Genomic DNA, 24,034 nt, shown 5'->3' on the forward strand with positions numbered 1-24,034 from the left:
CCGAAAAACGGCTACGCTGACCGAAGGAGTTCTACCCTTCGAGGTCAGCATGACCGATACCCGCGCCCCCTACCGCGGCGAAGACCTGCGATTCGACTACGACCGGGACGCCTTTCTGCGCAGGCTGCAGCGCCTGCTCCCCCGGGCCGATCAGGTCATCGACGACCCCGAGGGCCTACGCCCCTACGAGTGCGACGGGCTGGCTGCCTACCGACAGCTGCCGGTGGCCGTGGCCATCCCCGAGACGATCGAACAGGCCCAGGCGGTGCTCGCCCTGTGCCACGAGTACCGCGTGCCGGTCACCGCCCGCGGCGCCGGGACCTCGCTCTCCGCCGGTGCACTGCCCCACCCCCAGGGCATCGTGCTCAGCCTGGCGCGCTTCAACCGCATCCTCGAGCTCGACCCGCTGCGCCGCACCGCCCGCGTCCAGCCCGGTGTCCGCAACCTCGCCGTCAGCGAGGCCGCCCGCCCCCACGGCCTCTACTACGCCCCCGACCCCTCCTCGCAGATCGCCTGCTCCATCGGCGGCAACGTCGCCGAGAACGCCGGCGGCGTGCACTGCCTCAAGTACGGCCTGACGGTGCACAACGTGCTCGCCGCCACAGTGCTCACCCCCGAGGGCGAGCGCATCGACATCGGCAGCAGCGCCCTCGACGCCCCCGGGTACGACCTGATGGCCCTCTACACCGGCTCCGAGGGGATGCTCGGCGTGATCGTCGAGGCCACCGTGCGCCTGCTGCCAGAACCGGTGCACAAAGAGGTCCTGCTCGCCGCCTTCCCCAGCGTCGAGGCCGGCGGCCACGCCGTGGCCGGGGTCATCGGCGCCGGCATCATCCCGGCCGGTCTGGAGATGATGGACGGGCCGGCGATCCGCGCCGCCGAGGACTTCGTCCACGCCGGCTACCCCACCGACGCCGCCGCCATCCTCATCGCCGAGCTCGACGGCGCCCCCGACGAGGTCACCGAAGAGGTGACACGGCTCAGCGACCTGCTGCGCCAGCACGGCGCCAGCGAGGTCCGCGTGGCCGCCGATGCCGCGGAGCAGGCCCGCTTCTGGGCCGGCCGCAAGGCGGCCTTCCCGGCCGTGGGGCGGATCTCGCCGGACTACTACTGCATGGACGGCACCATCCCGCGCCACCAGCTCGCCAACGTGCTCACCGGCATCGACCGTCTCTCCCGGGAGTACGGGCTGCGGGTGGTCAACGTCTTCCACGCCGGCGACGGCAACCTCCACCCCCTGGTGCTGTACGACGGCAACGTCCCCGGCGAGTTCGAGCGCACCGAGGAGCTCGGCCGGCGCATCCTCGAGCTGTGCGTGGACGCCGGCGGCACCGTCACCGGTGAGCACGGCGTCGGCCTGGAGAAGATCGACGCCATGTGCCATCAGTTCCGCCCGGCGGAGCTCGAGCAGTTCCACGCCGTCAAGGCCGCCTTCGACGAGGCCGGCTGCCTGAACCCGGGCAAGGCGGTCCCCACCCTGCACCGCTGCGCCGAGTTCGGCGCCCTCCACGTCCACCACGGGCAGCTGCCCCACCCGGAGCTGGAGCGCTTCTGATGAACCAACCCGGCGCCCAAGCCGACCCCTGGGACGACACCGAGGCGCTGAGGGCCCGCGTAGCGGCAGCGGCCGCCGCCGGTCAGCCCCTGAGCCCCCGCGGCAGCGGCTCCAAGGCCTTCTACGGCAACCCCGGCCGGGGCGAGGCCCTGGATCTCACCGGCCACCGCGGGGTCATCCGCTACCAGCCCACCGAGCTGATGGTGACCGTGCGCAGCGGCACCCCGCTGGGCGAGCTCGAGGCCACCCTCGCCGCCGAGGGGCAGATGCTCCCCTTCGAGCCACCACGCTTCGCCGGCGGCGGCACCGTGGGCGGCGCCGTAGCCAGCGGGCTCGCCGGGCCCGGCCGGCCGTTTCGTGGCGCGGTGCGCGACGCCCTGCTCGGCGTACGAGTCATCAACGGCCGGGGCGAGGTCCTGCGCTTCGGCGGCGAGGTGGTCAAGAACGTCGCCGGGTACGACCTCTCCCGGCCCATGGCCGGCGCCCTGGGCACCCTGGGGGTGCTGCTCGACGTCTCGCTCAAGGTCATCCCGCAGCCGGTGGCCGAGGCCACGCGGACCCTGGAGATCGCCCCCGAGTCCATCTGGCAGCGCGTCCACGCCGCCCAGGCCGCCGGCTGCCCGATCACCGGCGCCGTTCACGACGGCGAGCGGCTGCACCTGCGCCTCTCCGGGGCCGAGGAGGGGGTGCGGGCCGCCACCCGCCACCTCGGCGGCGACACCCCGGAGGACGGCGACGCCTTCTGGAGCGCGCTGCGCGACCATACCCTGGCCTTCTTCGCCGACACCGGGGTCCCGCTCTGGCGCCTGGCCCTGCCGCCGGCCCAGCCGCTCCCCGAACTCCCCGGGGGGCACCTACTCGACTGGGCCGGCCAGCAGCTCTGGCTGCGCAGCGACGCCCCGGCGGCGCGCGTGCGCGCCGCCGCCGAGGCCGTCGGCGGCCACGCCACCCGCTGGCGCGGCGCCGACACCGCCACCCCTGCCTTCCACCCGCCGAGCGCCGGCGTCGCCCGACTCAACCGGCAGCTCAAGCAGGCGCTGGACCCGCACCACATCCTGAATCCCGGGCGTTTCGCCCCGGAGCTGTGAGGGGCCATGGAGACACGGATCCAACGAAACCACCGCGACACCCCGGCCGGTCGCGACGCCGAAGAGATCCTGCGCAAGTGCACCCACTGCGGCTTCTGCCTGGCCACCTGCCCCACCTACCAGCTCCAGGGGGATGAGCTGGACAGCCCGCGGGGGCGCATCTACCTGATCAAGCAGGTCCTCGAGGGCCAGACCCCCGGGCCGCGCACCCAGCACCACCTGGACCGCTGCCTGACCTGCCGGGCCTGCGAGACCACCTGCCCCTCCGGGGTGGAGTACGGCAAGCTCCTCGACCTGGGGCGCGAGCTGGTCGAGGAGGAGACCGGCCGGCTGCCGAGCCCAGTACGCTGGGGCCTCAAGCGGATCGTCCCCCGCCCCCGGCTCTTCGGCGCCGCCCTGCGTGCCGGCCAGCTGCTGCGCCCGCTGCTGCCCGCGGTCCTGGCCGAGAAGATCCCGGCACGCCGCCCCGCCCGCGCCTGGCCGATACCCCGCACCCACCCACGCCGCGTGGTGGTGCTCAAGGGGTGTGTTCAGCCCGGCATCGCCCCCGAGATCAACCCGAGCACCGCGGCGCTGCTCGATCAGCTGGGCATCGAGACGGTTCCCACCCGGGAGGGGTGCTGCGGTGCCCTCGACCAGCACCTGGCTGAGCCCGCGCGCGCGCGTGCGCGCATGCGCGCCAACATCGACGCCTGGTACCCGGCCCTGGCCGACGGCGCCGAGGCGGTGGTGGTCAATGCCAGCGGCTGCGGCGCCCTGGTCAAGGAGTACGGCTACCACCTGCGCGACGACCCGGATTATGCCGAGCGCGCCCGGCAGGTGGCGGAGCGGGCCATCGACCCCGTGGAGCTGCTGGAGGCCGAAGCCGAACGGCTGCGACCGGCCACGGGGATGCCGCGGCGCATCGCCTTCCACAGCCCGTGCTCACTGCAGCACGGCCAGCGTCTGGCCGGTCGGGTGGAGGCGTTGCTACAACGCGTCGGCTTCGAGCTGACACCGGTGACCGACACCCACCTGTGCTGCGGCTCGGCAGGCACCTACTCGGTGCTGCAGCCGAAGATGGCCAGGCAGCTGCGCGAGCAGCGCCTCGCCGCCCTAACCGCCGGCAGCCCGGAGGCCATCGCCACCGCCAACATCGGCTGCCTGGCCCACCTGGCCGCCAAGAGCCCGGTGCCGGTCTGCCACTACGTGGAGTTCCTTGAGGCGGACTGATCGCCGCCCCGGGAGCGTGCTACTCGGCGCCCTCGCGGACCGGCAGCTGCGGGTCGTTCCCCCACTCCGACCAGGATCCGGCGTAGGCCCGGACCCGCTGGTAGCCCAGGGCGCGCAGGACCACGTAGGTCAGCGACGAGCGGTGGTGGGTCTGGCAGTGGACCACCACCTCCTGCTCCGGGTCGTCGATGCCCCGCTCCCGGAGCAGCTCCTGGACCTGCGGCGCCGGGCGCAGCAGGGGCGGATCCTCGGGGTCCATCAGCGCCTGCCAGTCCAGATGCACCGCCCCCGGGATATGACCACCGCGCCGGGCGCGGACATCGGTACCGGTGTACTCGCCCCGCGAGCGGGCGTCGAGGAACGTCACCCCCGGATCGTCCAGGTGGTCCCGCACCCAGTCGCGGTCCACCAGGCACTCGGGGTGGCGGACCTGGGCCGGATAGGCGCGGGGCGCCGGGGTCACCTGCCCACCTTCCACCGGCCCCTCCTCGGCCAGCCAGCCCTGCAGCCCGCCGTTGAGCAGCCCGTGGCGCGGATGGCCGAGCAGGTCCAGCGTCCAAAGCAGGCGGCTCGCCCGCCCGCCGCCGTCGGAGTCGTAGGCGATCACCGTGACGCCATCATCGATCCCCACCGCACCGAGCCGCTCGGCCAGGGCCGTGGTGTCGGGCACCAGCCCCATCACCGGCGGATCGGCGCGGGTCAGGTGGCCGTAGGGCAGATGCACCGCCCCGGGGATGTGGGTCTGCCGGTAACGACCGTCGTCGTCCCCGATATCCACCACCAGCACGGCTTCGCGCTCCTGCAGGACCTGCAGATCGCCCGGCTCGAGCAGCAGCATGCTCCCCTCCCGCCGGCGTCAGGCCGGCATGCGCAGGAACTCGCGCCGGTAATGGCGGAGTTCATGGATCGAGTCACGGATGTCGTCCAGGGCCAGGTGGTTGCCGGATTTACGCACCCCTTCCGCCACCTCCGGGGACCAGCGCCGGGCCAGCTCCTTGAGCGTGCTGACGTCGATATGCCGGTAGTGGAAATAGGCCTCCAGATCCGGCATCCAGCGCGCCAGGAAGCGACGATCCTGGCAGATGCTGTTGCCGCACATCGGCGAGGTGCGCGCCGGCACGTACTGCTTGAGGAAGGCCAGCACCTGCGCCTCGGCCTCGGCCTCGGTGACCGTGCTCGCCCGCACCCGCTCGGTCAGGCCGGAACGGCCATGCTGCCGGGTGTTCCACTCGTCCATGCTGTCGAGCAGGGATCGATCCTGGTGGATGGCCAATACCGGCCCCTCGGCGAGGGTGTCGAGGTTACTGTCGGTAACCACCACTGCAATCTCGATGATCCGGTCGCGACTCGGATCCAGACCGGTCATCTCGAGATCGATCCAGATCAGATTCCATTCGGAGAAACCCATACGTTTGCTCTTGCCTGCGCGTGAGTGATTCAGTCTAGCACCGCGCCGGCCCCCAGGCGTTACCAGGTCTCCGGCTCGGCCGGCGGCTCCAGGTCGGGCATCTCCACCTCCGGGGCCGCCTCGTCGTCGTCCGGCGCTTCCTCGGCCGCGTCGTCGGCCTCCGGCGCCTCGTCCCCGGTCTCGGGGACGGTCTCCTCGACCTCATCGAGCCCCTCCTCGATCCGCCGCTCCTCCGGGGTGAGCAGCTCCCGCGGACGGCGCGGCAGGGCGTCGAGAGTCTGCTCATCGGGGTCGATGCGCCGCTCGCGCTCGGCGATGCCCTGCACCGCCTCGCGGCTGAGCAGCACCACGGAGATCCGGCGATTGATATCGGCGCGGGGGTCGTCCGGGTCGAAGGGTACGGTATCGGCATAGCCGACCACCTGACCGATGCGCTCGGCGGGCAACCCGCCGTCGAGCAGGGTCAGCCGGGCCGCGTTGGCCCGATCGGTGGACAGCGACCAGTTGTCGTAATCGTCGCGGGCGAAGGGTCGGGCGTCGGTGTGGCCGGAGAGCGAGACCGGATTCGGCACATCCTCCAGCACCCGGGCCAGGGCGCGGAGGATCTCCTCGGTATGCTCCCTGGGGTCGGCGCTGCCGAGCTCGAACATCGGCCGCCCGTCGTGGTCGACAAGCTGGATGCGCAGCCCGTCGTCGGTGATCTCCAGCAGGATCTGATCGGCGTACTCGGCCAGGTCCGGGTCGTCAAGCACGGCGTCCTGGAACTGCTCGGCCAGCTCCTGCATCTCTTCGGTGGGGATAAAACCGCCCTGACCCATGGGCAGCCCGCTGAGATCAATGGGAGCGCGGCGCTCGCCCTCAAAGTCGATGATATCCCGCGAGGCGGGCGGATGCGCCGCCTGCGGGTCGCGGAAGTACTGCCCGATGCCCTGGCGCTGATCGTCATCCAGGGCGAGCAGCAGCCACAGGACCAGGAAGATGGCGAACATCGCCGTCATGAAGTCAGCGAAGGCGATCTTCCACGAGCCACCGTGGTGATCGTCGCCGTGCTTCGCCACCTTCTTGATGACGACCGGGCGGGTCTTGTTCTCCTCGACCATGGGGCGCGGCTGCCCTTATGCGTCCTGACTGCGGGCGGCCTGCATCTTCACGTGCTCCTCGAGCTCGAAGAAGGTCGGTCGCTCCGCCTCGTACATGGCCTTGCGGCCGAACTCCACCGCCACCACCGGCTTGTAGCCGTTGAGCACCGCCAGCAGCGTGAGCTTGATGGTCTCCAGGAACTTGGTCTGCTCCGCAGCGCGATTGTCCATGGCCTGCCCCAACGGCCCGACGAAGGCGTAGCCGGCGAAGATGCCGGTGAACGTCCCGACCAGCGCCGAGGCCACCAGTCCGCCGATGGTCATGACGTCCTCGTCCAGGGAGCCGAGGGCAATGACGACGCCGAGCAGCGCGGCGATGATGCCGAAACCGGGCATGGCGTCGGCCACCTTGTTCACCGCCGCCGCCGGCTGCGCCGCCTCTTTGTGGTGAGTCTCGATCTCCACGTCCATGAGGTTCTCCATCTCGAAGGGGTTCATGTTGCCCCCCACCATGAGACGGAGATAGTCGCAGAGGAACTCCAGGGCGACGTGGTCATTGAGGATGCGCGGGTAGGACTTGAACAGCTCGCTCTCGTGGGGGTTGTCTACGTCATCCTCGATGGACAGCAGCCCGTCCCGCTGGGCGCGCTGAAAGATCTCGTAGAGCAGCGCCAGCAGATCCATGTAGTGCTCGCGCCCGTAGGGCGAGCCGCCGGGGATCTTGGGGACGGTGCTCAGGACGCGTTTGATCACCTTCATGGGGTTGGCGATCATGAAACCGCCGATGGCCGCACCGAAGATGATCAGGAACTCGTAGGGCTGCCAGAGGATGGCCAGCGGGCCGCCGTGGGCGGCATAGCCGACGATCACCGAGAAGAACGCGATGGCGGCGCCAATAATAACCAGCATGTGTGCCTGCCTGCCCCCCTGTGGCTGCTGGCTTGAAGAAGCGACGAGGCCAGTCTAACCGATCAACCTTGCCAGGGCAGCGCCTTTCGACGTTCGTCCATTCCCGGACTCGCCCAAGGGCCCTACAATGGCGCCATGGACAAAGTCTTTGAACACCCCCGGCAGCGGCTGGAGGACTGGGTCGCGGCCATCGGCGGGCCGCGGCTACCGCGCCTGCCCCGGCACACACTGGATTACGAACTGCCGCCCCGCGACCTGGCCGCACAGATCTATGTGGACCCGGCCCTGGTCCTGGGGCTGATCCACGACGTCAACACCCACGCCTCGCGCCACCTCGACTCGGGCGTGCACAGCATGGAAGAAGCCGTGCTGCTGCGCGGGGTGCGCAACATCCGCGCAGTGGCCGACGGCCTGCCCCAGGCCGAGCAGGCCCTGACCCGGGCCAACTACCGCGGCTACCTGTTCACCTGCGAGCGGGCCATCCACGCCGCCTGCCAGGCCCGGCGCTGGGCGTGGCAGCTGGCCGACCTACTCCCCAACGAGGTCTACACCGCCGCCCTCCTGCGCCACACCGCCGAGTTGGTCATGTGGAGCCACGACGACGGGCAGGTAATGCGCACCATCCACGAGATGGCCCCGGAGCCGGCCTACGCCTCGGAGGCCGAGTACGTCGCCCTCGGTTTCTCCCTGGGCGAGCTCAACCTGGCCCTGGCCCAGCAGTGGCAACTACCCGGCCTGGTGGCCGAATCCAGCGAGGCGCTGGCCGCCGACACCCGTTCGCCGCGCAGCTGGGCGGTGGGTCTGGCCTCGCGCCTGGCCGCCCTGGCCCGCCAGGGCTGGCGCCACCCGGAGATGCCGCCCCTGCTCGACGCCCTCTCGGAGCTGCTGGAGCTCGACCACGAGGCCACCCAGGCCGAGATCTCCGCCGGCGCTGCCGAGGCCGCCGCGCTGCTGCCCTGGAAGCCCGTGACCTTCGCCCCGCTGCTCACCGAGGGCGAGGAAGACGGCGAGGCCCGCGCGCCGATCAGCGAGACCTCGGACAACCCCTACCTCTCCGACGGCACCGCCAAGGGCGGCGTCTGCCTCGCCCCCCGCCGCGCGGTGTTCGAGCGGGTGCGCAGCGAGCTCGAGACGCAGGATTACGCCCGCTCCGAGGCGCAGATGCGCCGCCGGCAGGGGCGGGTCACGCCCCGCGATTGCATCCTCAACCTGGTGGTCACCGGGCTCTACGAAGGCCTCGGCCTGAGCCGGGTGCTCTACGCCCAGATGCTCCCCGACGGCGAAACCCTGGCCGGACGGTACGTCCTCGGCGCCGCCGGCGATCCGAACTTCCACCGCTTCCGGGTGGACCTCGCCCGCCCCTCGCTCCTGCAGGAACTGATGGCGAAGCCGGCGGCGGTGTGGCTGACGCCGCAGCGCTACCAGCGCGTCCAGCACCGGATCCCCCCCGCCCTGCACGCCCTCGCCGACGGCCGCTCGGCCTTCCTGGCCGCAATCTTCGCCGGCGGCCAGCCCCAGGGGATGGTCTACGCCGACCGCCACCGCATCGACAACGCCCTCGACGAGGCGAGTTTCAAGGCCTTCCGGCGGCTCTGCGCCCTTGGCGGCCAGCGGCTCGCCGAGCTGTAACCGCCGCGGCCGCGCCGGTCAGCCCGGCGGCCAGGTCATCTGCCGACCACCGATCAGGTGGAGGTGCAAGTGGTGGACCTCCTGCCCGCCCTCGTCCTTACAATTAAAGACCGTGCGATAGCCGCGCTCGCCCAGGCCCTCCTGCTCGGCCAGGGTGCGCGCCACGGTGAACATCTCGTTGAGCAGCTCGCCGTCGGCGGCGGTCAGGTCGTGCAGCGTGGGCACGTGGCGCCGCGGGATGATCAGGATATGGGTCGGCGCCTGGGGGTGGAGATCGCGGAAGGCGATCACCTGCTCGCCGCTGTGGACGATCTCCGACGGCAGTTCGCCGGCGACGATCTTGCAGAAGATACAGTCGGTCATCGGTGTCTCCTTTTCCGGCCGATGCTCAGCCCTCGTAGTCCCGCCGCCCCATGAAGGCGTGGGAGAGGGTGCCCTGGTCCACCTGCTCGAGGGCGCCGCCCATCGGCACCCCGTGGGCGATCCGCGTGGTGCGCACCCCGCGCTCGGCGGCCAGGCTCTGGACGTAGTGGGCGGTGGCCTCGCCCTCAATGGTGGGGTTGGTAGCGAGGATGATCTCCTCGACCTCACCGGCCTCCAACCGCTGCTGCAGCCGGTCCAGCCCCAGCTCCTCCGGGCCGATGCCGTCCAGGGGCGACAGCGCCCCGCCGAGGACGAAGTACAGCCCCTGGAAGTCCGTGGCCTGCTCGAGGGCGAAGACGTCGGCGCTGCTCTCCACCACGCACAGCAGCGTCCGGCGGCGCTGCGGACTGGCGCACAGCCCGCAGCGCTCTTCCTCCGTGAGCAGGCCGCACTCGGGGCAGTGCCCCACCCCGTCCACCGCCCGCTGCAGGGCGTCGGCCAGCTGCCGGGCGCCGTCCCGGTCGCGCTGGAGCAGGTGCAGCGCCATGCGCTGCGCCGTCTTGGCGCCCACCCCGGGCAGCCGGCGCAGCCCCTCAACCAGCTCGCGCAGCCGCGGCGAGTAGACGCTCATCGGCTGCCGCTCAGAACGGCAGCTTCATCCCCGGGGGCAGGCCCATGCCCTCGGCCATGCCCGACATGCGCTCCTGGCTCTCGCGCTGGACCTTCTGCACGGCGTCGTTGACCGCCGCCGCCACCAGGTCCTCGACCATCTCGCGGTCGTCCTCGAACAGCGAGGGGTCGATCTCCACCTTGCGCACCTCGTTGCGCCCGGTCATCGTTACCTTGACCATGCCGGCCCCGGCCTCGCCGCTGACCTCCATGGCGGCGATCTCCTCCTGGGCCTTCTGCATGTCCTCCTGCATCTTCTGGGCCTGCTTCATGATGTTGCCGAGTCCGCCCTTCATCGCCTTCTACCTCGATCCTTGTCGCTACGGATGGTTGCCTTCGCCGTCCGCCGGCCGCACGCCGTGGAGCTGGCCGTCGAAGGCCTCGCACAGCCCCTGCAACGCCGGGTCCCCGGCCAGGGCCTGTTCGGCTTCGGCCTGACGCTCCTGCGCCTGCTGCCGCTCGGCCATCGCCGGCGTCCACCGGGTGGGGCCGATGTCGATCTGCAGGGTGATCGTCTCACCGAAGGCCTCGCCGAGGGCCGTCTGCAGCCGCTCACGCCGCTCGGCGTTGTTCAGGTATTCGTGACTCTCGTCCAGGCGCAGGATAACACGCGCCCCCTCGCGGCCGACCCACTCGCAGTGGGCGGCGATCATGCGCAGCGGGCCACTCAGCCCACCGACGATCTGCGTCCAGCGGGCCACCGCGTCCTCATCGGTCGCGCCCTCCGCACCCACGGCCTCGCCCGGGGGTGGCGCGGCCGGCTCGGGGGGCGCCACGCCGGCCGAGGCGTTCGCCGCGGGCCCGCCACCGGCCTGGGCACCGCCCCCGCCGGCCACCGGGGCGCCGCCATCCGTCCCCGAGCGGCCGCCGTCCGTCGGCGCCGCCACCCGGGGCGCGCCCTCCGCCGGGCGGAAGGCGTGCATGCGCAGCAGGGCCATCTCGAAGCCGGTGGCCGGATCCGGTGCGTAGGGCAGATCGCGGCGGGCGTTGACGCCGATCTGGTAGTAGAGCTGCAGATCCTCGGCATCGATGCGCTCGGCCAGGGCCAGCAGCCGATCGCGCTCGGGCTCGTCGTCGCCGATGGCCGACGGCACCTGCTGCGCCAGGGCCAGGCTGTGGACGGTGGCCACCAGCTCGGCCAGCGCCTCGTCAAAATCCGCCGCCACCTCGGCCATGTGCCGCGCCGCCGTCACCAGCGCCGCGCCGTCGCCGTCGGCCAGGGCGGTGAGCACCTCCAGCACGTGGCGGCGCTCGATGGCGCCGAGCATCGCCGCCACCTCGTCGTCCCGGGCCGCCCCCTCACCGAAGGCGAGGGCCTGATCGAGCAGGCTCAGGGCGTCGCGCAGGCTGCCGTCGGCGGCCCGGGCCAGCCGCGCCGCGGCGCCGGCGTCCACCGTCACCCCCTCCTCCTCGGCCAGAGCCAGCAGCCGATCGCGGATCAGGGTGCTGGAGAGCCGGCGCAGGTGGAACTGCAGGCAGCGTGAGAGCACCGTCACCGGCAGCTTCTGCGGGTCCGTGGTGGCCAGCAGGAACTTCACGTGGTCCGGCGGCTCCTCCAGCGTCTTCAACAGCGCGTTGAAGCTGTGGCTGGAGAGCATGTGGACCTCGTCGATGAGGTAGATCTTGAACCGCCCGCGGGTCGGGGCGTACTGGACGTTATCCAGCAGCTCGCGGGTGTCCTCCACCTTGGTGCGCGAGGCGGCGTCGACCTCGATCAGATCAACGAAGCGCCCGGCGTCCAGCTCGCGGCAGCTGTCGCAGGTACCGCACGGTTCGGCGGTGATGCCGTGCTCGCAGTTGAGGCACTTGGCGAGGATGCGCGCCACGGTCGTCTTGCCGACCCCGCGGGTGCCGCTGAACAGGTAGGCGTGGTGCAGACGGCCGTCGGCCAGGGCGTTGGCCAGCGCGCGCAGGACGTGCTCCTGGCCGGCCACGTCTTCGAAGCGGCGGGGCCGCCACTTGCGCGCAAGGGCTTGGTAGGTCATGCCGACGGCGGCTCCGGTTGGGTGGAGGCAGCCACACCAGCCACACCCCGGCGCCCGAGGATCGCTGCTGCCGCTGCTCCCTTCCGGGCCTGACGGGGTTCACAGCGACTCGTCGCGGGGGGACCGGTGCAGCCACCATCGCCTGGCGGAGAGGGAGGGATTCGAACCCTCGGTACCTTTCAGTACACGCGCTTTCCAGGCGCGCTCCTTCGACCGCTCGGACACCTCTCCTGAGTCGCCAATCGCCGTGACGATTGGAGCGCAAGAGCATAAGGCAAAGCGCGGAACGACGCAAACGCCGCCGGGCGATCGGCCCGTCCTCCCGGACGGCCGGCAAGGCTTTTTAACATGCTGATCTTGCGCCGGGCGCACCGGACATGTTCTAGTTGAAAAGCATGACCAAGCGAATAGGCGACGCACAGGCGTCCGCTTCCATTCAGCCGCTGCCCGGCCCGGGCTCCATTCAAGCTACTGATCCCCCAGTGGCCGCGGCGCGCTCACCCCGAAAATAAACTGCACCACGCTCCATTCAAACCGACGGATCAGCATGACCGAAAAACTCGTCGTAGAAGACCTCTACAAGATTTTCGGCCCGAAACCCGAACGGGCCATGGAGCTGCTGAAACAGGGCTATGACAAGGACGCGATCTTCCAGCGCACCGGCAATACCGTCGGTGTGCGGGAAGCGAGTTTCACCATCCACGAGGGCGAAGTCTTCGTCATCATGGGCCTGTCGGGTTCCGGCAAATCGACCATGGTGCGGATGTTCAACCGCCTCATCGACCCGACCTACGGCCACATCTACCTCGACGGCCAGGACATCATGCAGATGAGCCAGCAGGAGCTCATCGACATGCGCCGCCGCGACATGTCCATGGTGTTCCAGTCCTTCGCCCTGCTCCCGCACAAGACCGTTGCCGAGAACGCCGCCTTCGGCCTCGACGTCTCCGGCCACGGCGCGACGGAGCGGCGCGAGAAGGCGCTCAAGGCCCTGGAGGCTGTGGGCCTGGCGGCCAACGCCGACAGCTTCCCGGACGAGCTCTCCGGCGGCATGAAACAGCGCGTGGGGCTGGCCCGCGCCCTGGCGACGGATCCAACCATTCTGCTCATGGACGAGGCCTTCTCGGCCCTCGACCCACTGATCCGTACCGAGATGCAGGATGAGCTCATCCGCCTGCAGCAGGAGCAGAGCCGCACCGTCATCTTCATCTCCCACGACCTGGACGAGGCCATGCGCATCGGCGATCGCATCGCCATCATGGAGGGCGGCCAGGTGGTGCAGATCGGCACGCCGGAGGAGATCGTCTCCAACCCGGCCAACGAGTACGTGCGCTCCTTCTTCTACGGCGTCGACGTCAGCCAGGTCTACAACGCCGGCGACATCGCCGAGCGCCGCCGGGTCACCGTCATCCAGCGCCCCGGCGTGGACGTGCGCACCGCACTCGAGCGGCTCAAGCACTACGCCAGCGACATCGGCGTGGTCATCGACCGCAGTCGCCGCTTCCAGGGCCTGGTCTCCATCGACAGCCTGACCGACGCCATCCGCAGCGGCGGCAGCACCGAATACGGCGACGCCTTCCTCAGTGGCGTGCAGACCATCCCGGCCGACACGGCAATCTCCGACGTGCTCGGGCCGTCGGCCGAGAGCGAGTACCCGCTGGTCGTGGTGGATGACGACGGGCACTACGTCGGCACCCTCTCGCGCAGCCAGCTGCTGCTCACCCTGGATCGCACCCAACAGGCGTAAGGGACAGACATGCAAGATCAACCGGATCTCGAGGAACACGAAACCATCGGCCCGCTGGACCAGGCGGCCGAGTGGTTCAGTGAGAACATCCTGGACAACATCACCATCGGCGACTGGATCGAGGACGGCGTCGACTGGATCAGCGACAACCTGGAGCCCCTGCTCGACGGCATCGAGGGCGCCATCCGCGCTCTGGTCGACAGCACCGAGTTCCTCCTCCTCTACCCGCTGTGGATCGCCGCCTTCTTCCTGGTGGTCGGCGCCTGGCGCACCTGGGGCCGCAAGGCCGGACTGATCAGCCTCGCCGTGGCGGTGGCGCTGTTCGGCATGGGCCTGTTTTCCGAGACCGTGCAGGCGCTCTTGTGGTATCCGCCGCCGTGGGTGCTGGCGATCCTGCTCATCGCGGTGTCCTTCTGGCGGGTCGGGTGGCGCTTCGGCATCTTCGCCATCATCGCCCTGGCGCTGATCTTCAGCATGGAGCTGTGGCCGGAGACCATCCGCACCCTGTCGCTGGTGGTGGCCTCCTCCATCGCGGCGCTGATCATCGGCCTGCCCATCGGCATCGCCATGTCGCGCAACGACCGGGTGGAGATGGTGGTCCGCCCCATCCTCGACCTGATGCAGACCATGCCGCCGTTCGTCTACCTGATCCCGGCGGCGATCTTCTTCGGACTGGGCACGGTGCCGGGGGCCATCGCCACGCTGATCTTCGCCATGCCGCCGGCGGTGCGCCTGACCAACCTGGGCATCCGCCAGGTCAGCCAGGAGCACGTGGAGGCCGGCCAGGCCTTCGGCTGCACGCCGCGGCAGCTGCTGTTCAAGATCCAGCTGCCGCTGGCCACGCCATCGATCATGGCCGGGATCAACCAGACCATCATGCTCGCCCTGTCCATGGTGGTGATCGCCTCCATGATCGGCGCCGGTGGCCTGGGTGGCACGGTGCTCACCGGCATCCAGCGCCTGCAGGTCGGGCTCGGCTTCGAGGGCGGTCTGGCCGTGGTCTTCCTGGCCATCCTGCTCGACCGCATCAGCCAGAGCTTCGGCGAGCGTCAGCGCGGCAAGGGCCGCGACTACGGCGCCCTGCTGCGCTGGTTCTTCGGTCAAAAGCGCGACCCGGCGCAACAGCCCCAGCAGGGCTGAGCGCCCAACCGCCCGGCGGGTGCCCGACGGGTGCCCGACGGGCCGACTTCAAGGGAAGCAGCAGAGGAGCAACACCATGAAACGCATGACCACCGCTGCCGCCACCGCGGCGCTGACCGTGGGCATGGCCAGCGCGGCCAACGCCGACGAGATCCGCATCGGCTGGACGGCCTGGGCCGACGCCGAGTTCGTGACCCGCATGGCCGAGGACGTCATCACCAGCGAGTTCAACACCGACGTCGAGCTCGTCCAGACCGACATCGCCCCGCAGTACACGGGCCTGGCCCAGGGCGACATCGATCTGATGCTGATGTCCTGGCAGCCGACCACCCACGAGGACTACGTCGAGCAGTTCGGCGACGACATCGTCGATCTCGGCGTCCTGTACGGCGACGCCGCCCTGGGGTGGATCGTGCCGCAGGACCTCTACGACGAGGGCCTGACCTCCATCGAGGATCTCAAGGATCCGGAGTGGCACGACCGGCTGGACGGCCAGATCCAGGGCATCGACCCGGGCGCCGGCCTCACCCGCCTCTCCCACGACGTCATTGAGGACTACGACCTCGACTACAACCTGATCGAGGCCTCGGACTCCGCAATGACGGCGGCACTGAACCGGGCTGCTCGCCGCGGGGACGCCATCGTGGTCACCGGCTGGAGCCCGCACTGGAAGTTCGGCGCCTGGAACCTGGCCTACCTGGAGGACCCCAAGGGCAGCCTGGGCGGAGCCGAGTCGATCCACGCCATGGCCCGTCAGGGCTTCGAGGGTGACCACCCCGAGGTGGCCAGCTTCGCCAGCTGCATCGAGATCGACATCGACCTGCTCAACGAGTACATGTACCTCGGTCGCGAGGAAGGCACCGAGGAGGCTGTTGAGCAGTTCCTCGACGCGGAGGCCGACCTGGTCGATCAGTGGGTGGAGTGCGCCCGCAACTAAGCGCCCTCCGGCCCCCACGCCGGGCCCGGCCCTTGCCGGGCCCGGGCCGTTTGGGCAACACTGAGCGGCGCGTCAAGAAACGCATCACGAATAACGCATAGAGAGCGATAGAGGGAGTCACCATGAACAACAAGACCAAGAGCCTGGTCCTCTCCGGGGCGGCGGTCGCCCTGGCCACGCCGATGTCCTCGGCGCTGGCGCTGGACGACGTCCTGAGCTTCGGGGCGTGGGTGAACTACAACTACAACGTTGATGACGACGCCAGCGAGGACCGCTTCGGCGATCTCGACTTCGAGTCCTTCAACATCTACGCCAACCACGAGCACGGCGACTGGTTCCTCGACTCGGAAGTCCGGTTGGGTAAGGGCAGTTTCCAGGGTTCCGGCATCAGCGAGCAAGGATCTGAAGCCACAGCAGACCGCAATGTCATCGGCATTAAGGAACTGGCCATCGGCCGCCACTACGGCGAAGAGTGGACCATGACCATTGGTAAGACCACGGTCCCGTTCACCTACAGCCGTTTTAACTTCTGGCCGGGCGCCCGCAACATGGCCGGCTTCGACGACCAGGACGGGGTCGGTATCCGGTTCGATAACGACCCGGTCAACACCCCGTTCGACATGAGCCTCATGTTCGTCAAGAGCCAGAACTTCGGCAACGAGACCACCTCGCTTGACGACGGGCAGCGGACTTTCTGGGGAACCGATGACACTTACCACGTCATGAACACCCTGGTGGGTGACTTCGGTTTCACCACGGGTGATTTCCGCCACGGTGTCTCGGTGCAGGCAGGTCAGCTGGCCGACCAAGATGATACCGACGAGATCGAGGGCCACTACGCGGCCGGTCTGTACTCCGAGGGCACCGTTGGCGCCCTGGACCTCTCCGCGCAGTTCGTGCACTACGACCTCGACGAAGTCGATGGCGACGTAACTCAAGGCTCCGGCCAGAAAGCCATGGTCAACGTGGGCACCGACGTAGGCAGCTGGTACACCTACAGCGACCTCTCCATGAGTATGCCCGACAGCGATATAGCAGATGATGACCAGATCGACCTGGTCCTTGGTGGTCGCTACAACTACGGCCCGGGTAACATCTACGTCGAGGTGCTGCTTGAAAACCTCACCGATGATGAAGATGTCGAGACGAACGATGAGTTCTCTCAGAGCATCGACCTGACCATGGACTACTACTTCTAAACCCCTCTGGGTCTAGAAGCCATGTAGCCACTGCAAGGGCGCGGCCTCGGTCGCGCCCTTGCTGTTTGGGGGCCAATGTACGAGGCCGTGTTGAGGGGGGCCGACCCCGCATGGGGCTCGGCCCCCTCAACACGCAGCTGCTCAACCGAATTGACTCTCCACCCCCCCTTTGGGAAGCTTTCCCACACTCCGCAACGCGGCATCCTGCCGTACGGATGATCTGAAGCCACAGGGAGCCCGACCCGTGACCGATCCCAACAACACCGATCCGAAAGAGGTGAAGAAGGAGATCGAGGAGCTGGAGCAGGCCTACGAGACCGACCACGAGATCGGCGATCAGAACATCAGCACCGAGATCAAGCCCATCGGGCTGGCGCTGGATCTGCACAACCCGGTCTTCATCGTCAGCTCCGCGCTGATCCTCGTCTTCCTCATCGGCACCCTCATCTTCACGGCCCCCGCCCAGGAGGCGCTGGAAGGCGTCCGCGGCTGGGCCACCAGCAGCTTCGACTGGTTCTTCCTCACCGCCGGCAACATCTTCGTCCTCTTCTGCCTGCTGCTGATCGTCCTGCCCCTGGGCAGCATCCGCATCGGCGGACAGGACGCGAAGCCGGACTTCTCGCGACTGTCCTGGTTCACCATGCTCTTCGCCGCCGGCATGGGCATCGGCCTGATGTTCTGGGCGGTGGCCGAGCCGGTGGGCTACTACACCGAGTGGTTCGGCTCGCCGTTCAACATCGAGGGCGGCACCGACGAGGCGGCCAAGGCGGCCATGGGTGCGACCATGTACCACTGGGGCCTGCACCCGTGGGCCATCTACGGCGTCATGGCGCTGGCCCTGGCCTTCTTCACCTACAACAAGGGGCTGCCGCTGACCGTGCGCTCGGTCTTCTACCCCCTCCTGGGTGAGCGGGTGTGGGGGCCGCTGGGCCACATCATCGACACCGTGGCGGTGCTGGCCACCATCTTCGGCCTGGCCACCTCCCTGGGCTTCGGCGCCCAACAGGCGGCCAGCGGCCTGAGCTACGTCTTCGAGGCCGTGCCCGATACTCTGGGCACCCAGGTGGCGATCATCATCGGCGTCACGGTGGCGGCGCTCGTCTCGGTGCTGCGCGGCATCGACGGCGGCATCAAGCTGCTCAGCAACCTCAACATCAGCCTCGCCGGGCTGCTGATGCTCTTCGTCATCATCGCCGGCGGCGCCATCGCCTTCGTCACCCAGCTCTGGCACACCACCAGCGCCTACGCCGGGGACTTCTTCGCCCTCTCCAACCCGGTGGGCCGCGAGGACGAGACCTTCCTCCAGGGCTGGACGGCCTTCTACTGGGCGTGGTGGATCAGCTGGTCGCCCTTCGTCGGCATGTTCATCGCCCGGGTCTCCCGCGGCCGCACGGTGCGCGAGTTCATGACCGCGGTGCTGATCGTGCCCACGGTGGTGACCATCTTCTGGATGAGCGCCTTCGGCGGCGTGGGCCTGCAGCAGGCCATCGAGGGCATCGGTGCCCTGGCCGACGGCATCGGCGCCGACGAGTCCATGGCCCTGTTCCACATGCTGGAGCAGCTGCCCTGGACCCTGCTCACCGCCTCGGTGGCGGTCTTCCTGGTGCTGGTCTTCTTCGTGACCTCGTCGGACTCCGGCTCGCTGGTGATCGACAGCATCACCGCCGGCGGCAAGACCGACGCCCCGGACGCCCAGCGCGTCTATTGGGTGGTCATGGAGGGCCTGATCGCCGGTGTGCTGCTGTTCATCGGCGGGGACGCCGCCCTCAGCGCCCTGCAGGCGGGGGCGGTCTCGGCCGGGCTGCCGTTCACCGTGGTCCTGCTCCTGGTCTGCCTGAGTCTGCTGATCGGGCTGCGCCACGAGCGGCGGCTGATCAAGCTGACCCAACAGGCCTGACCCCCGGCGCCTCCGGGCGCCCGCAACCGCCCCCGGTACCCTGTGGGTGCCGGGGGCTTTTTCGTCCCCCCCGCCCACGCCCTCCGCGGGTGCTAGAATCGAGTGCTCACCCACGCCCGACAACCGCCCATGTCCCACTGGCGAACGCTCTCCGGACTCTTCGGCCCGCGCTGGCGTCACCCGGACCCGGCCACCCGCCGGCGGGCCGCCATGGATCTCGACCCCGACGACCCGGAGACCGCCGAGGCGCTGGCCGCCCTGATCGACGACCCGGCCCCGCCGGTGCGCGAGGCCGCCGCCAAGCGCTGCCGAGACCTGGCCACCCTGCGCCGGCTGCGCCGCCACGACCCGGACGCCAGCGTGCGCACCGCCGCCACGGTCCGCTACCGCCAGCGGCTGGTGGGCGACGTACCGCCGGAGGCGGTAGCCACTGAACTGCGCCACTGCGACGACCCCACCGTGGCCGCCCATATCGCCCAGCAGGGCCGCACCCCGGCGGTGCGCCGCGCCGCCCTGGAGCATCTGGACCAGGCCCCGGTCCTGCAGGAGGTGGCCCTCCACGACGACGACCCGGCCACCCGGCTGTACGCCGTGCAGCAGCTCTCCGACCCACAGACCCTGCGGCGCCTGGCCGAGCGTGCCCGCAGCCTGGCCCCGGACGTGGCCGACGCCGCCGAGCATCGCCTGCACGCCCCGGCGCCGACCACTCCCGAGGCCGACCCCGAGACCGACACCACCGCTGAACCGGAGCCGGCGGCCGATCCCGCGCCCCCCTGCGAGGACGAGGCGGCCGCCCCATCCACCGGCGCCGCTGCCTCGCTGGCCAACGCCATGACCGGCCTCGCCGAGGGCGGCTGGTGGCCCGGCTACCACGCCCGCCGGCGGGCGCTGATGGCGCGCTGGCGGGAGCTGGAGGAACCACGCCCCCCGGCGCTGAGCGAGCGCTTCCGCCAGGCCACCCTGGCGGCCCTGATGCAGCAGCCGCGCAACCACGGCGGCGAGGCCACCCGCACCCGCCTGCAGCTGGAGAACCTGCTCGCCGAGACCCGGGGGGAGGACGATCCGGCCAGCGCCGTGGGGCAGCGCCTGGAGGCCCTCAGCCGCAGTGTTGCCGAGCTGACCGGCGACCACCCCGATGAGGCCCGCGCCCGCATCCACCTGCAGCGCCTGGCCCGTCGGGTGCCGCAGATCCGCCCGCGGCGCCCGGTCCGCGCCGGGGTGCGCCCGCCGCATCGCCCTTCGGCGCCGCACGACCTCCCCGCCCTGGCCCGGAGCCTGGCCGACGCCGAGGCGGCCATCGCCGCCGGCGACCTGCACCGGGTCCGCGCGGCCCTCGGCGAGGCCCGGCGGCTGGTGGAACCCGCCGAGGCCGGCGAGCCGCCGCAGGGCTAGGCCCGGCGGCGCGCGCCGCCGTCCCGGGGGTCAGCGGATCAGACGCCGCCGGAAGAGGTAGGCCGCCACCGAGAAGGCGCCAACAATGTAGACCAGCGGCACCAGCAGGTGCAGCAGCGCCCCCGGCCCGATGCCCTCGCCCACCGCCAGCGGCCGGACCACCTCGACCATGTGCGCCAGCGGCAGCAGGTAGGCCAGCCCGGCGATCACCGCCGGCAGCTGCTCGATGGGGAAGAAGACCCCGGAGAGCAGCAGCATCGGGGTCAGCACCAGGGTGAAGTAGTAGAGGAAGAAGTCGTAGCTCGGCGACAGCGCGGTGATGATCAGCGCCATGCTGGCGAAGGCCAGCCCGGCCAGGAAGACCACCGGCAGCGCCAGGAGCATACCGGGCAGGCTGAGGATGCCCAGGGCCACGGCGACGATGCCGATGGCGCCGGCGCTGAGCAGCGACTTGCTGGCCGCCCACACCGCCTCACCGAGGACAATGTCGTCCACCGACAGCGGCGCGCCGAGCATCGCCGCCCAGGTCTGCTGGGTCTCCATGCGCGTGTACGCCGAGTAGAGCGCCTCGAAGCTGGAGGTGAACATGGCGCTGGAGCAGACGATCCCCGAGGCGATGAAGACGCTGTACGGCATCCCCGAATCGAGCTCGCCGATCAGCGCCCCGAGGCCGTAGCCGAAGGCCAGCAGGTAGAGCACCGGCTCACCGAAGTGGCCGAGCAGCGAGGGCCAGATCAGCCGGCGCCAGACGCGCAGGTTGCGCTGCCAGACGGGGATGAAGCGCAGGCTCGGCCGCGGCAGCCAGCGTTCGTTCTCGGCCCGCGGCGCGCGTGGCTCGGAGAGGGTCTCGGCGTGCTCGGGCATGCTCACTCCCGCAGTTCGTGGCCGGTGAGGTGGAGGAAGACGTCCTCGAGGTTGGTCGGACGCTGCAGGTAGGTCAGCCCCTGGGCCTGCAGGGCGCTGGCCACCGGCGCCGGGTCGTCGGCGTAGAGCAGTACCGTCTCGCCCACCTCGCGCACCCGCGCCGCCCCGGAGAGCCCGGACTGGCCGAGCCAGGTCCGCGCCTCGTCGCCGCGCAGCTCCACCACGTAGCGCTCCAGATGGCTGCGCGCCAGCGCCGCCGGGCTGTCGCAGTCGATGATCCGGCCGTGGTCCATGATCGCCAGCCGGTCGCAGAGGCGCTCGGCCTCCTCCATGTAGTGGGTGGTGATCACCAGGGTGCGCCCCTGCTTCTGCAGCGCCCGCAGCTTCTGCCAGATGTTCTGCCGCGCCTGGGGGTCGAGCCCGGTGGAGGGTTCGTCGAGGACCACCAGATCCGGATCGTTGACCAGCGCCCGGGCCAGGGTCAGGCGGCGCTTCATGCCGCCGCTGAGCGAGGCGATGGGCGCCTCGGCCTTGCCCTCCAGCGCGGCGAACGCCAGCAGCTCCTCCACCCGCGGCCGCCCCGCCTCGCGGCTGAGGCCGTGGTAGCTGGCGTAGGTGAAGAGGTTCTCGCGGACGGTGAAGTCCGGATCCAGGTTGTCGATCTGCGGCACCACCCCCATGCGCGCGCGCATCGCTCGGGCGCGGGCCGGTACCGGCTCGCCGAGGACCTCCAGGGTGCCGCCGTCCGGCGGCGTAACCCCGAGGATCATGCGCAGCGTGGTGGTCTTGCCGGCGCCGTTGGGCCCGAGCAGCCCGAAGCATTCGCCCCGGGGGACGTGCAGATCGATGCCGTCGACCACCGTAGTCCCGCCGTAGCGCTTGAGCAGGCCGACGGCCCGGACCGCCGGGCCATCGGCGCGGTCGGATTCGTTCACCATCGGGTCCATCCCGCATCGCTAGAGGCCGTCGATGGTACACGCTGCGGCCATCCCCCGCAGCCCGCGCCGCCCGCCCTACCCCGGCCCCGCGGACAGCCGCTGCGCCACCTGGGCCAGGTCCTCGGGGGTGTTGACGTTGACCATGGCCGCCGAGCGGTCGTCGAAGTCCGCCGCGGCCACGCGGTGGCGCCCCAGCCAGGCATGGACGCGCCGCTCGCCGGCGGCCAGGGCGGCGTCGAGGTCGGCGGCCAGGCCCCGGTGCAGCAGCGCGTAGACCGGCTGCAACCGCCCCCCCAGCCGGGCCACCGCCCCATCGGCACCGGCCGCCTCCAGGGCCGCGGTCAGCCGCGGGGCCATATCGCCGGGGAGCAGCGGGGCGTCGCAGGGGACCACCAGCACCCGCTCACTCCGGGCGTGGGCCAGGGCACTGGCGATCCCGGCCAGCGGCCCCAGACCGCCGGGGTGGCAGTCGCCGTCCACCGGAACCCCCAGCGCCCGGTAGCGCGCGGCGTGGCGGTTGGCGTTGATGCGCACGGCGCCGACCTGGGGAGCCAGCCGGTCGAGGACATGGGCGACCAGGGGGCGGCCGGCCAGGGGGACCAGCCCCTTGTCGCGAGCGCCCATGCGCCGGCCGCTGCCGCCGGCAAGGATGACGCCGGTAAGCCGCGGGTCGGCAGCAATCGGGCACCCGGCCACGCCGGGCCTAGCGCTGCAGGCCTTCGAGGGGCTGCACCTGCACCGTCTCCCCCGGAGCCACGTCGCCGCGCTCGGCGTCGAGGACGATGAGGCAGTCGGCGTGGACCAGCGAGGTCAGCATCCCCGACCCCTGCGCCCCGGTGGAGCGCACCTGCACGGTGCCGTCGGCCCCCGGCTCGAGGATGCCGCGCTGGAACTCCATGCGCCCCGGCCGCTTGCGCAGCCGCTCGGCGGCGATCACCGGCAGCTGGGCCGGCTGCAGGGTCCCGGCCTCGCCCATCAGCCGGCGCAGGGCCGGCTGGACCAGCTGGTAGAAGGTGGCCGCCGCCGAGACCGGATTGCCCGGCAGCCCGAAGAAGAGCGCCGGGCCGACGCGGCCGAAGGCCAGGGGCCGGCCCGGGCGCATGGCCACCCGCCAGAAGGCGATGTCGCCGGCGCACGCCAGGGCCTCCTTGACCGTGTCGGCCTCGCCGACGGAGACGCCACCGGTGGTGATCACCGCATCGGCGTAGCTGCCCGCCTCGCTGATGGCCGCCTTCAGGGCGCCCAGGTCGTCGCCGATCACCCCGCCGTCGACGGCGTCCACGCCCAGGCGGCGCAGTGCGGCGCCGATCAGGTGGCGGTTGCTGTCGTAGATCTGCCCCGGCCCCGGCGTCTGCCCGGGGCTGCAGAGCTCGTCGCCGGTGGAGAGGAAGGCGACCACCGGGCGCCGGTGGACGGTGACCTCCGGCCGCCCCAGGGAGCCGAGCACGCCCACCTCCTGCGGGCGCAGCCGCCGTCCCGCAGCCAGGGCCACGCTGCCGGCGGCCAGGTCCTCGCCGGCGCGGCGGATGTTCTCGCCGGCCGCCACCGGGCCGGGGATCCGCACCTGCCCGTCGTCGCCGTCCTCGACCCGCTCCTGCATCACCACGGCGTCGGCCCCCGGCGGGATCGGCGCCCCGGTCATGATGCGCACGCACTCGCCGGCGGCCAGGGGATCCCGGCGCGCCGCGCCGGCGAGTACACGGTCAACCACCCGCAGGGTGCCCGGGCCGTTTTCCGGCAGATCCACACTGCGCACCGCGTAGCCGTCCATGGCGGCGTTATCGGCGCCGGGCACATCCAGCGGGGCGTGGACGTTCTCGGCCAGCACCCGGCCCAGAGCGGCGGCCAGGGCCACCCGCTCCTGGCCGATCAGCGGCGCCACCTCATCGAGGATCCGCCGCCGCGCCTCGGCCACGGCCAGCCCCGGCCCGTCGTGCCCCGCTACACCCTGCGTCGCTTGCCGCGTCATACCTGCATCTCCCTGTTCATGCCATGCCCGGTACCCTGTCCCCGGTGCGCCGCT

General features: G+C 70.7%; 22 protein-coding genes, 1 tRNA gene and 1 other RNA gene. 10 read left to right on the forward strand and 14 right to left on the reverse strand.

Going from position 1 to position 24,034, the window contains the following annotated elements; translation table 11 throughout:
• Positions 1-49: 49 nt before the first annotated feature.
• From HHAL_RS01145 to glcF, 3 genes are read left to right on the forward strand one after another with little or no spacing between them, the layout of a single operon-like run.
• Positions 50-1,555, forward strand: a complete 1,506-nt coding sequence (locus HHAL_RS01145) for an FAD-linked oxidase C-terminal domain-containing protein (protein WP_011813038.1) — start codon at positions 50-52, stop codon at positions 1,553-1,555.
• Entirely contained in the window at positions 1,555-2,643 is a 1,089-nt protein-coding gene (gene glcE / locus HHAL_RS01150) for a glycolate oxidase subunit GlcE (protein ID WP_011813039.1), read from the forward strand. Before HHAL_RS01145 ends, glcE begins: the two co-directional genes overlap by 1 nt.
• A gap of 6 nt (positions 2,644-2,649) precedes the next feature.
• Entirely contained in the window at positions 2,650-3,855 is a 1,206-nt protein-coding gene (gene glcF, locus HHAL_RS01155; RefSeq protein WP_011813040.1) for a glycolate oxidase subunit GlcF, read from the forward strand.
• A gap of 19 nt (positions 3,856-3,874) precedes the next feature.
• On the opposite strand, the gene HHAL_RS01160 is transcribed toward glcF, so the two are convergent.
• From HHAL_RS01160 to motA, 4 genes are read right to left on the reverse strand one after another with little or no spacing between them, the layout of a single operon-like run.
• The gene (locus HHAL_RS01160; protein WP_011813041.1) at positions 3,875-4,693 is read right to left on the reverse strand and encodes a sulfurtransferase; all 819 of its coding nucleotides are present in this window, start codon (positions 4,691-4,693) and stop codon (positions 3,875-3,877) included.
• Between the two features lie 18 nt (positions 4,694-4,711).
• Positions 4,712-5,263 carry an oligoribonuclease gene (gene orn / locus HHAL_RS01165; RefSeq protein ID WP_011813042.1) on the reverse strand — a complete coding sequence of 184 codons (552 nt, stop codon included), beginning with the start codon at positions 5,261-5,263 and terminating at the stop codon, positions 4,712-4,714.
• A gap of 59 nt (positions 5,264-5,322) precedes the next feature.
• Positions 5,323-6,363 carry a flagellar motor protein MotB gene (locus HHAL_RS01170; RefSeq protein ID WP_011813043.1) on the reverse strand — a complete coding sequence of 347 codons (1,041 nt, stop codon included), beginning with the start codon at positions 6,361-6,363 and terminating at the stop codon, positions 5,323-5,325.
• Positions 6,364-6,378: 15 nt separating this feature from the next.
• A complete protein-coding gene (motA, locus tag HHAL_RS01175) occupies positions 6,379-7,251 on the reverse strand; it encodes a flagellar motor stator protein MotA (protein WP_011813044.1) in 873 nt (290 codons plus the stop codon).
• Between the two features lie 135 nt (positions 7,252-7,386).
• On the opposite strand from motA, the gene HHAL_RS01180 reads away from it, so the two are divergent.
• On the forward strand, positions 7,387-8,880 hold the full coding sequence (locus HHAL_RS01180; RefSeq protein WP_011813045.1) for an HDOD domain-containing protein: 1,494 nt from the start codon (positions 7,387-7,389) through the stop codon (positions 8,878-8,880).
• An 18-nt stretch (positions 8,881-8,898) separates the two neighbouring features.
• Here the strand turns inward: HHAL_RS01180 and HHAL_RS01185 are convergent, their stop codons facing one another.
• From HHAL_RS01185 to HHAL_RS01205, 6 genes are all read right to left on the reverse strand, one after another.
• Complete coding sequence (locus tag HHAL_RS01185; RefSeq protein ID WP_011813046.1) at positions 8,899-9,243, reverse strand: histidine triad nucleotide-binding protein; 345 nt, start codon at positions 9,241-9,243, stop codon at positions 8,899-8,901.
• A gap of 25 nt (positions 9,244-9,268) precedes the next feature.
• A complete protein-coding gene (gene recR, locus HHAL_RS01190) occupies positions 9,269-9,874 on the reverse strand; it encodes a recombination mediator RecR (RefSeq protein ID WP_011813047.1) in 606 nt (201 codons plus the stop codon).
• Between the two features lie 10 nt (positions 9,875-9,884).
• Positions 9,885-10,208 (reverse strand): YbaB/EbfC family nucleoid-associated protein, encoded by a 324-nt coding sequence (locus tag HHAL_RS01195; RefSeq protein ID WP_011813048.1) that lies wholly within the window; start codon positions 10,206-10,208, stop codon positions 9,885-9,887.
• Between the two features lie 24 nt (positions 10,209-10,232).
• A complete protein-coding gene (gene dnaX, locus HHAL_RS01200; RefSeq protein WP_011813049.1) occupies positions 10,233-11,897 on the reverse strand; it encodes a DNA polymerase III subunit gamma/tau in 1,665 nt (554 codons plus the stop codon).
• Positions 11,898-11,928: 31 nt separating this feature from the next.
• Positions 11,929-12,026: signal recognition particle sRNA small type (gene ffs / locus HHAL_RS12830), an RNA gene on the reverse strand.
• Positions 12,027-12,040: 14 nt separating this feature from the next.
• A tRNA-Ser gene (locus HHAL_RS01205) sits at positions 12,041-12,128 on the reverse strand.
• Positions 12,129-12,444: 316 nt separating this feature from the next.
• Here HHAL_RS01205 and proV point away from each other — a divergent pair.
• From proV to HHAL_RS01235, 6 genes are all read left to right on the forward strand, one after another.
• Complete coding sequence (gene proV / locus HHAL_RS01210; RefSeq protein WP_011813050.1) at positions 12,445-13,644, forward strand: glycine betaine/L-proline ABC transporter ATP-binding protein ProV; 1,200 nt, start codon at positions 12,445-12,447, stop codon at positions 13,642-13,644.
• A gap of 9 nt (positions 13,645-13,653) precedes the next feature.
• Positions 13,654-14,784 (forward strand): ABC transporter permease, encoded by a 1,131-nt coding sequence (locus HHAL_RS01215; protein ID WP_011813051.1) that lies wholly within the window; start codon positions 13,654-13,656, stop codon positions 14,782-14,784.
• A gap of 76 nt (positions 14,785-14,860) precedes the next feature.
• A complete protein-coding gene (locus HHAL_RS01220; protein WP_011813052.1) occupies positions 14,861-15,721 on the forward strand; it encodes a glycine betaine ABC transporter substrate-binding protein in 861 nt (286 codons plus the stop codon).
• A gap of 122 nt (positions 15,722-15,843) precedes the next feature.
• A complete protein-coding gene (locus tag HHAL_RS01225; protein ID WP_011813053.1) occupies positions 15,844-16,920 on the forward strand; it encodes a hypothetical protein in 1,077 nt (358 codons plus the stop codon).
• A gap of 244 nt (positions 16,921-17,164) precedes the next feature.
• A complete protein-coding gene (locus HHAL_RS01230) occupies positions 17,165-18,817 on the forward strand; it encodes a BCCT family transporter (RefSeq protein ID WP_011813054.1) in 1,653 nt (550 codons plus the stop codon).
• 129 nt (positions 18,818-18,946) lie between these two features.
• Entirely contained in the window at positions 18,947-20,209 is a 1,263-nt protein-coding gene (locus HHAL_RS01235; protein ID WP_041594991.1) for a HEAT repeat domain-containing protein, read from the forward strand.
• Between the two features lie 30 nt (positions 20,210-20,239).
• Here the strand turns inward: HHAL_RS01235 and HHAL_RS01240 are convergent, their stop codons facing one another.
• From HHAL_RS01240 to moeA, 4 genes are all read right to left on the reverse strand, one after another.
• Positions 20,240-21,073 carry an ABC transporter permease gene (locus HHAL_RS01240; RefSeq protein ID WP_011813056.1) on the reverse strand — a complete coding sequence of 278 codons (834 nt, stop codon included), beginning with the start codon at positions 21,071-21,073 and terminating at the stop codon, positions 20,240-20,242.
• A 2-nt stretch (positions 21,074-21,075) separates the two neighbouring features.
• Entirely contained in the window at positions 21,076-22,011 is a 936-nt protein-coding gene (locus tag HHAL_RS01245; protein WP_011813057.1) for an ATP-binding cassette domain-containing protein, read from the reverse strand.
• 75 nt (positions 22,012-22,086) lie between these two features.
• Positions 22,087-22,707 (reverse strand): molybdenum cofactor guanylyltransferase MobA, encoded by a 621-nt coding sequence (mobA, locus tag HHAL_RS01250; RefSeq protein ID WP_011813058.1) that lies wholly within the window; start codon positions 22,705-22,707, stop codon positions 22,087-22,089.
• Between the two features lie 7 nt (positions 22,708-22,714).
• The gene (gene moeA / locus HHAL_RS01255; RefSeq protein WP_011813059.1) at positions 22,715-23,980 is read right to left on the reverse strand and encodes a molybdopterin molybdotransferase MoeA; all 1,266 of its coding nucleotides are present in this window, start codon (positions 23,978-23,980) and stop codon (positions 22,715-22,717) included.
• Positions 23,981-24,034: the final 54 nt, after the last annotated feature.

The organism is Halorhodospira halophila SL1 (assembly GCF_000015585.1).
Lineage (GTDB): Bacteria > Pseudomonadota > Gammaproteobacteria > Nitrococcales > Halorhodospiraceae > Halorhodospira > Halorhodospira halophila.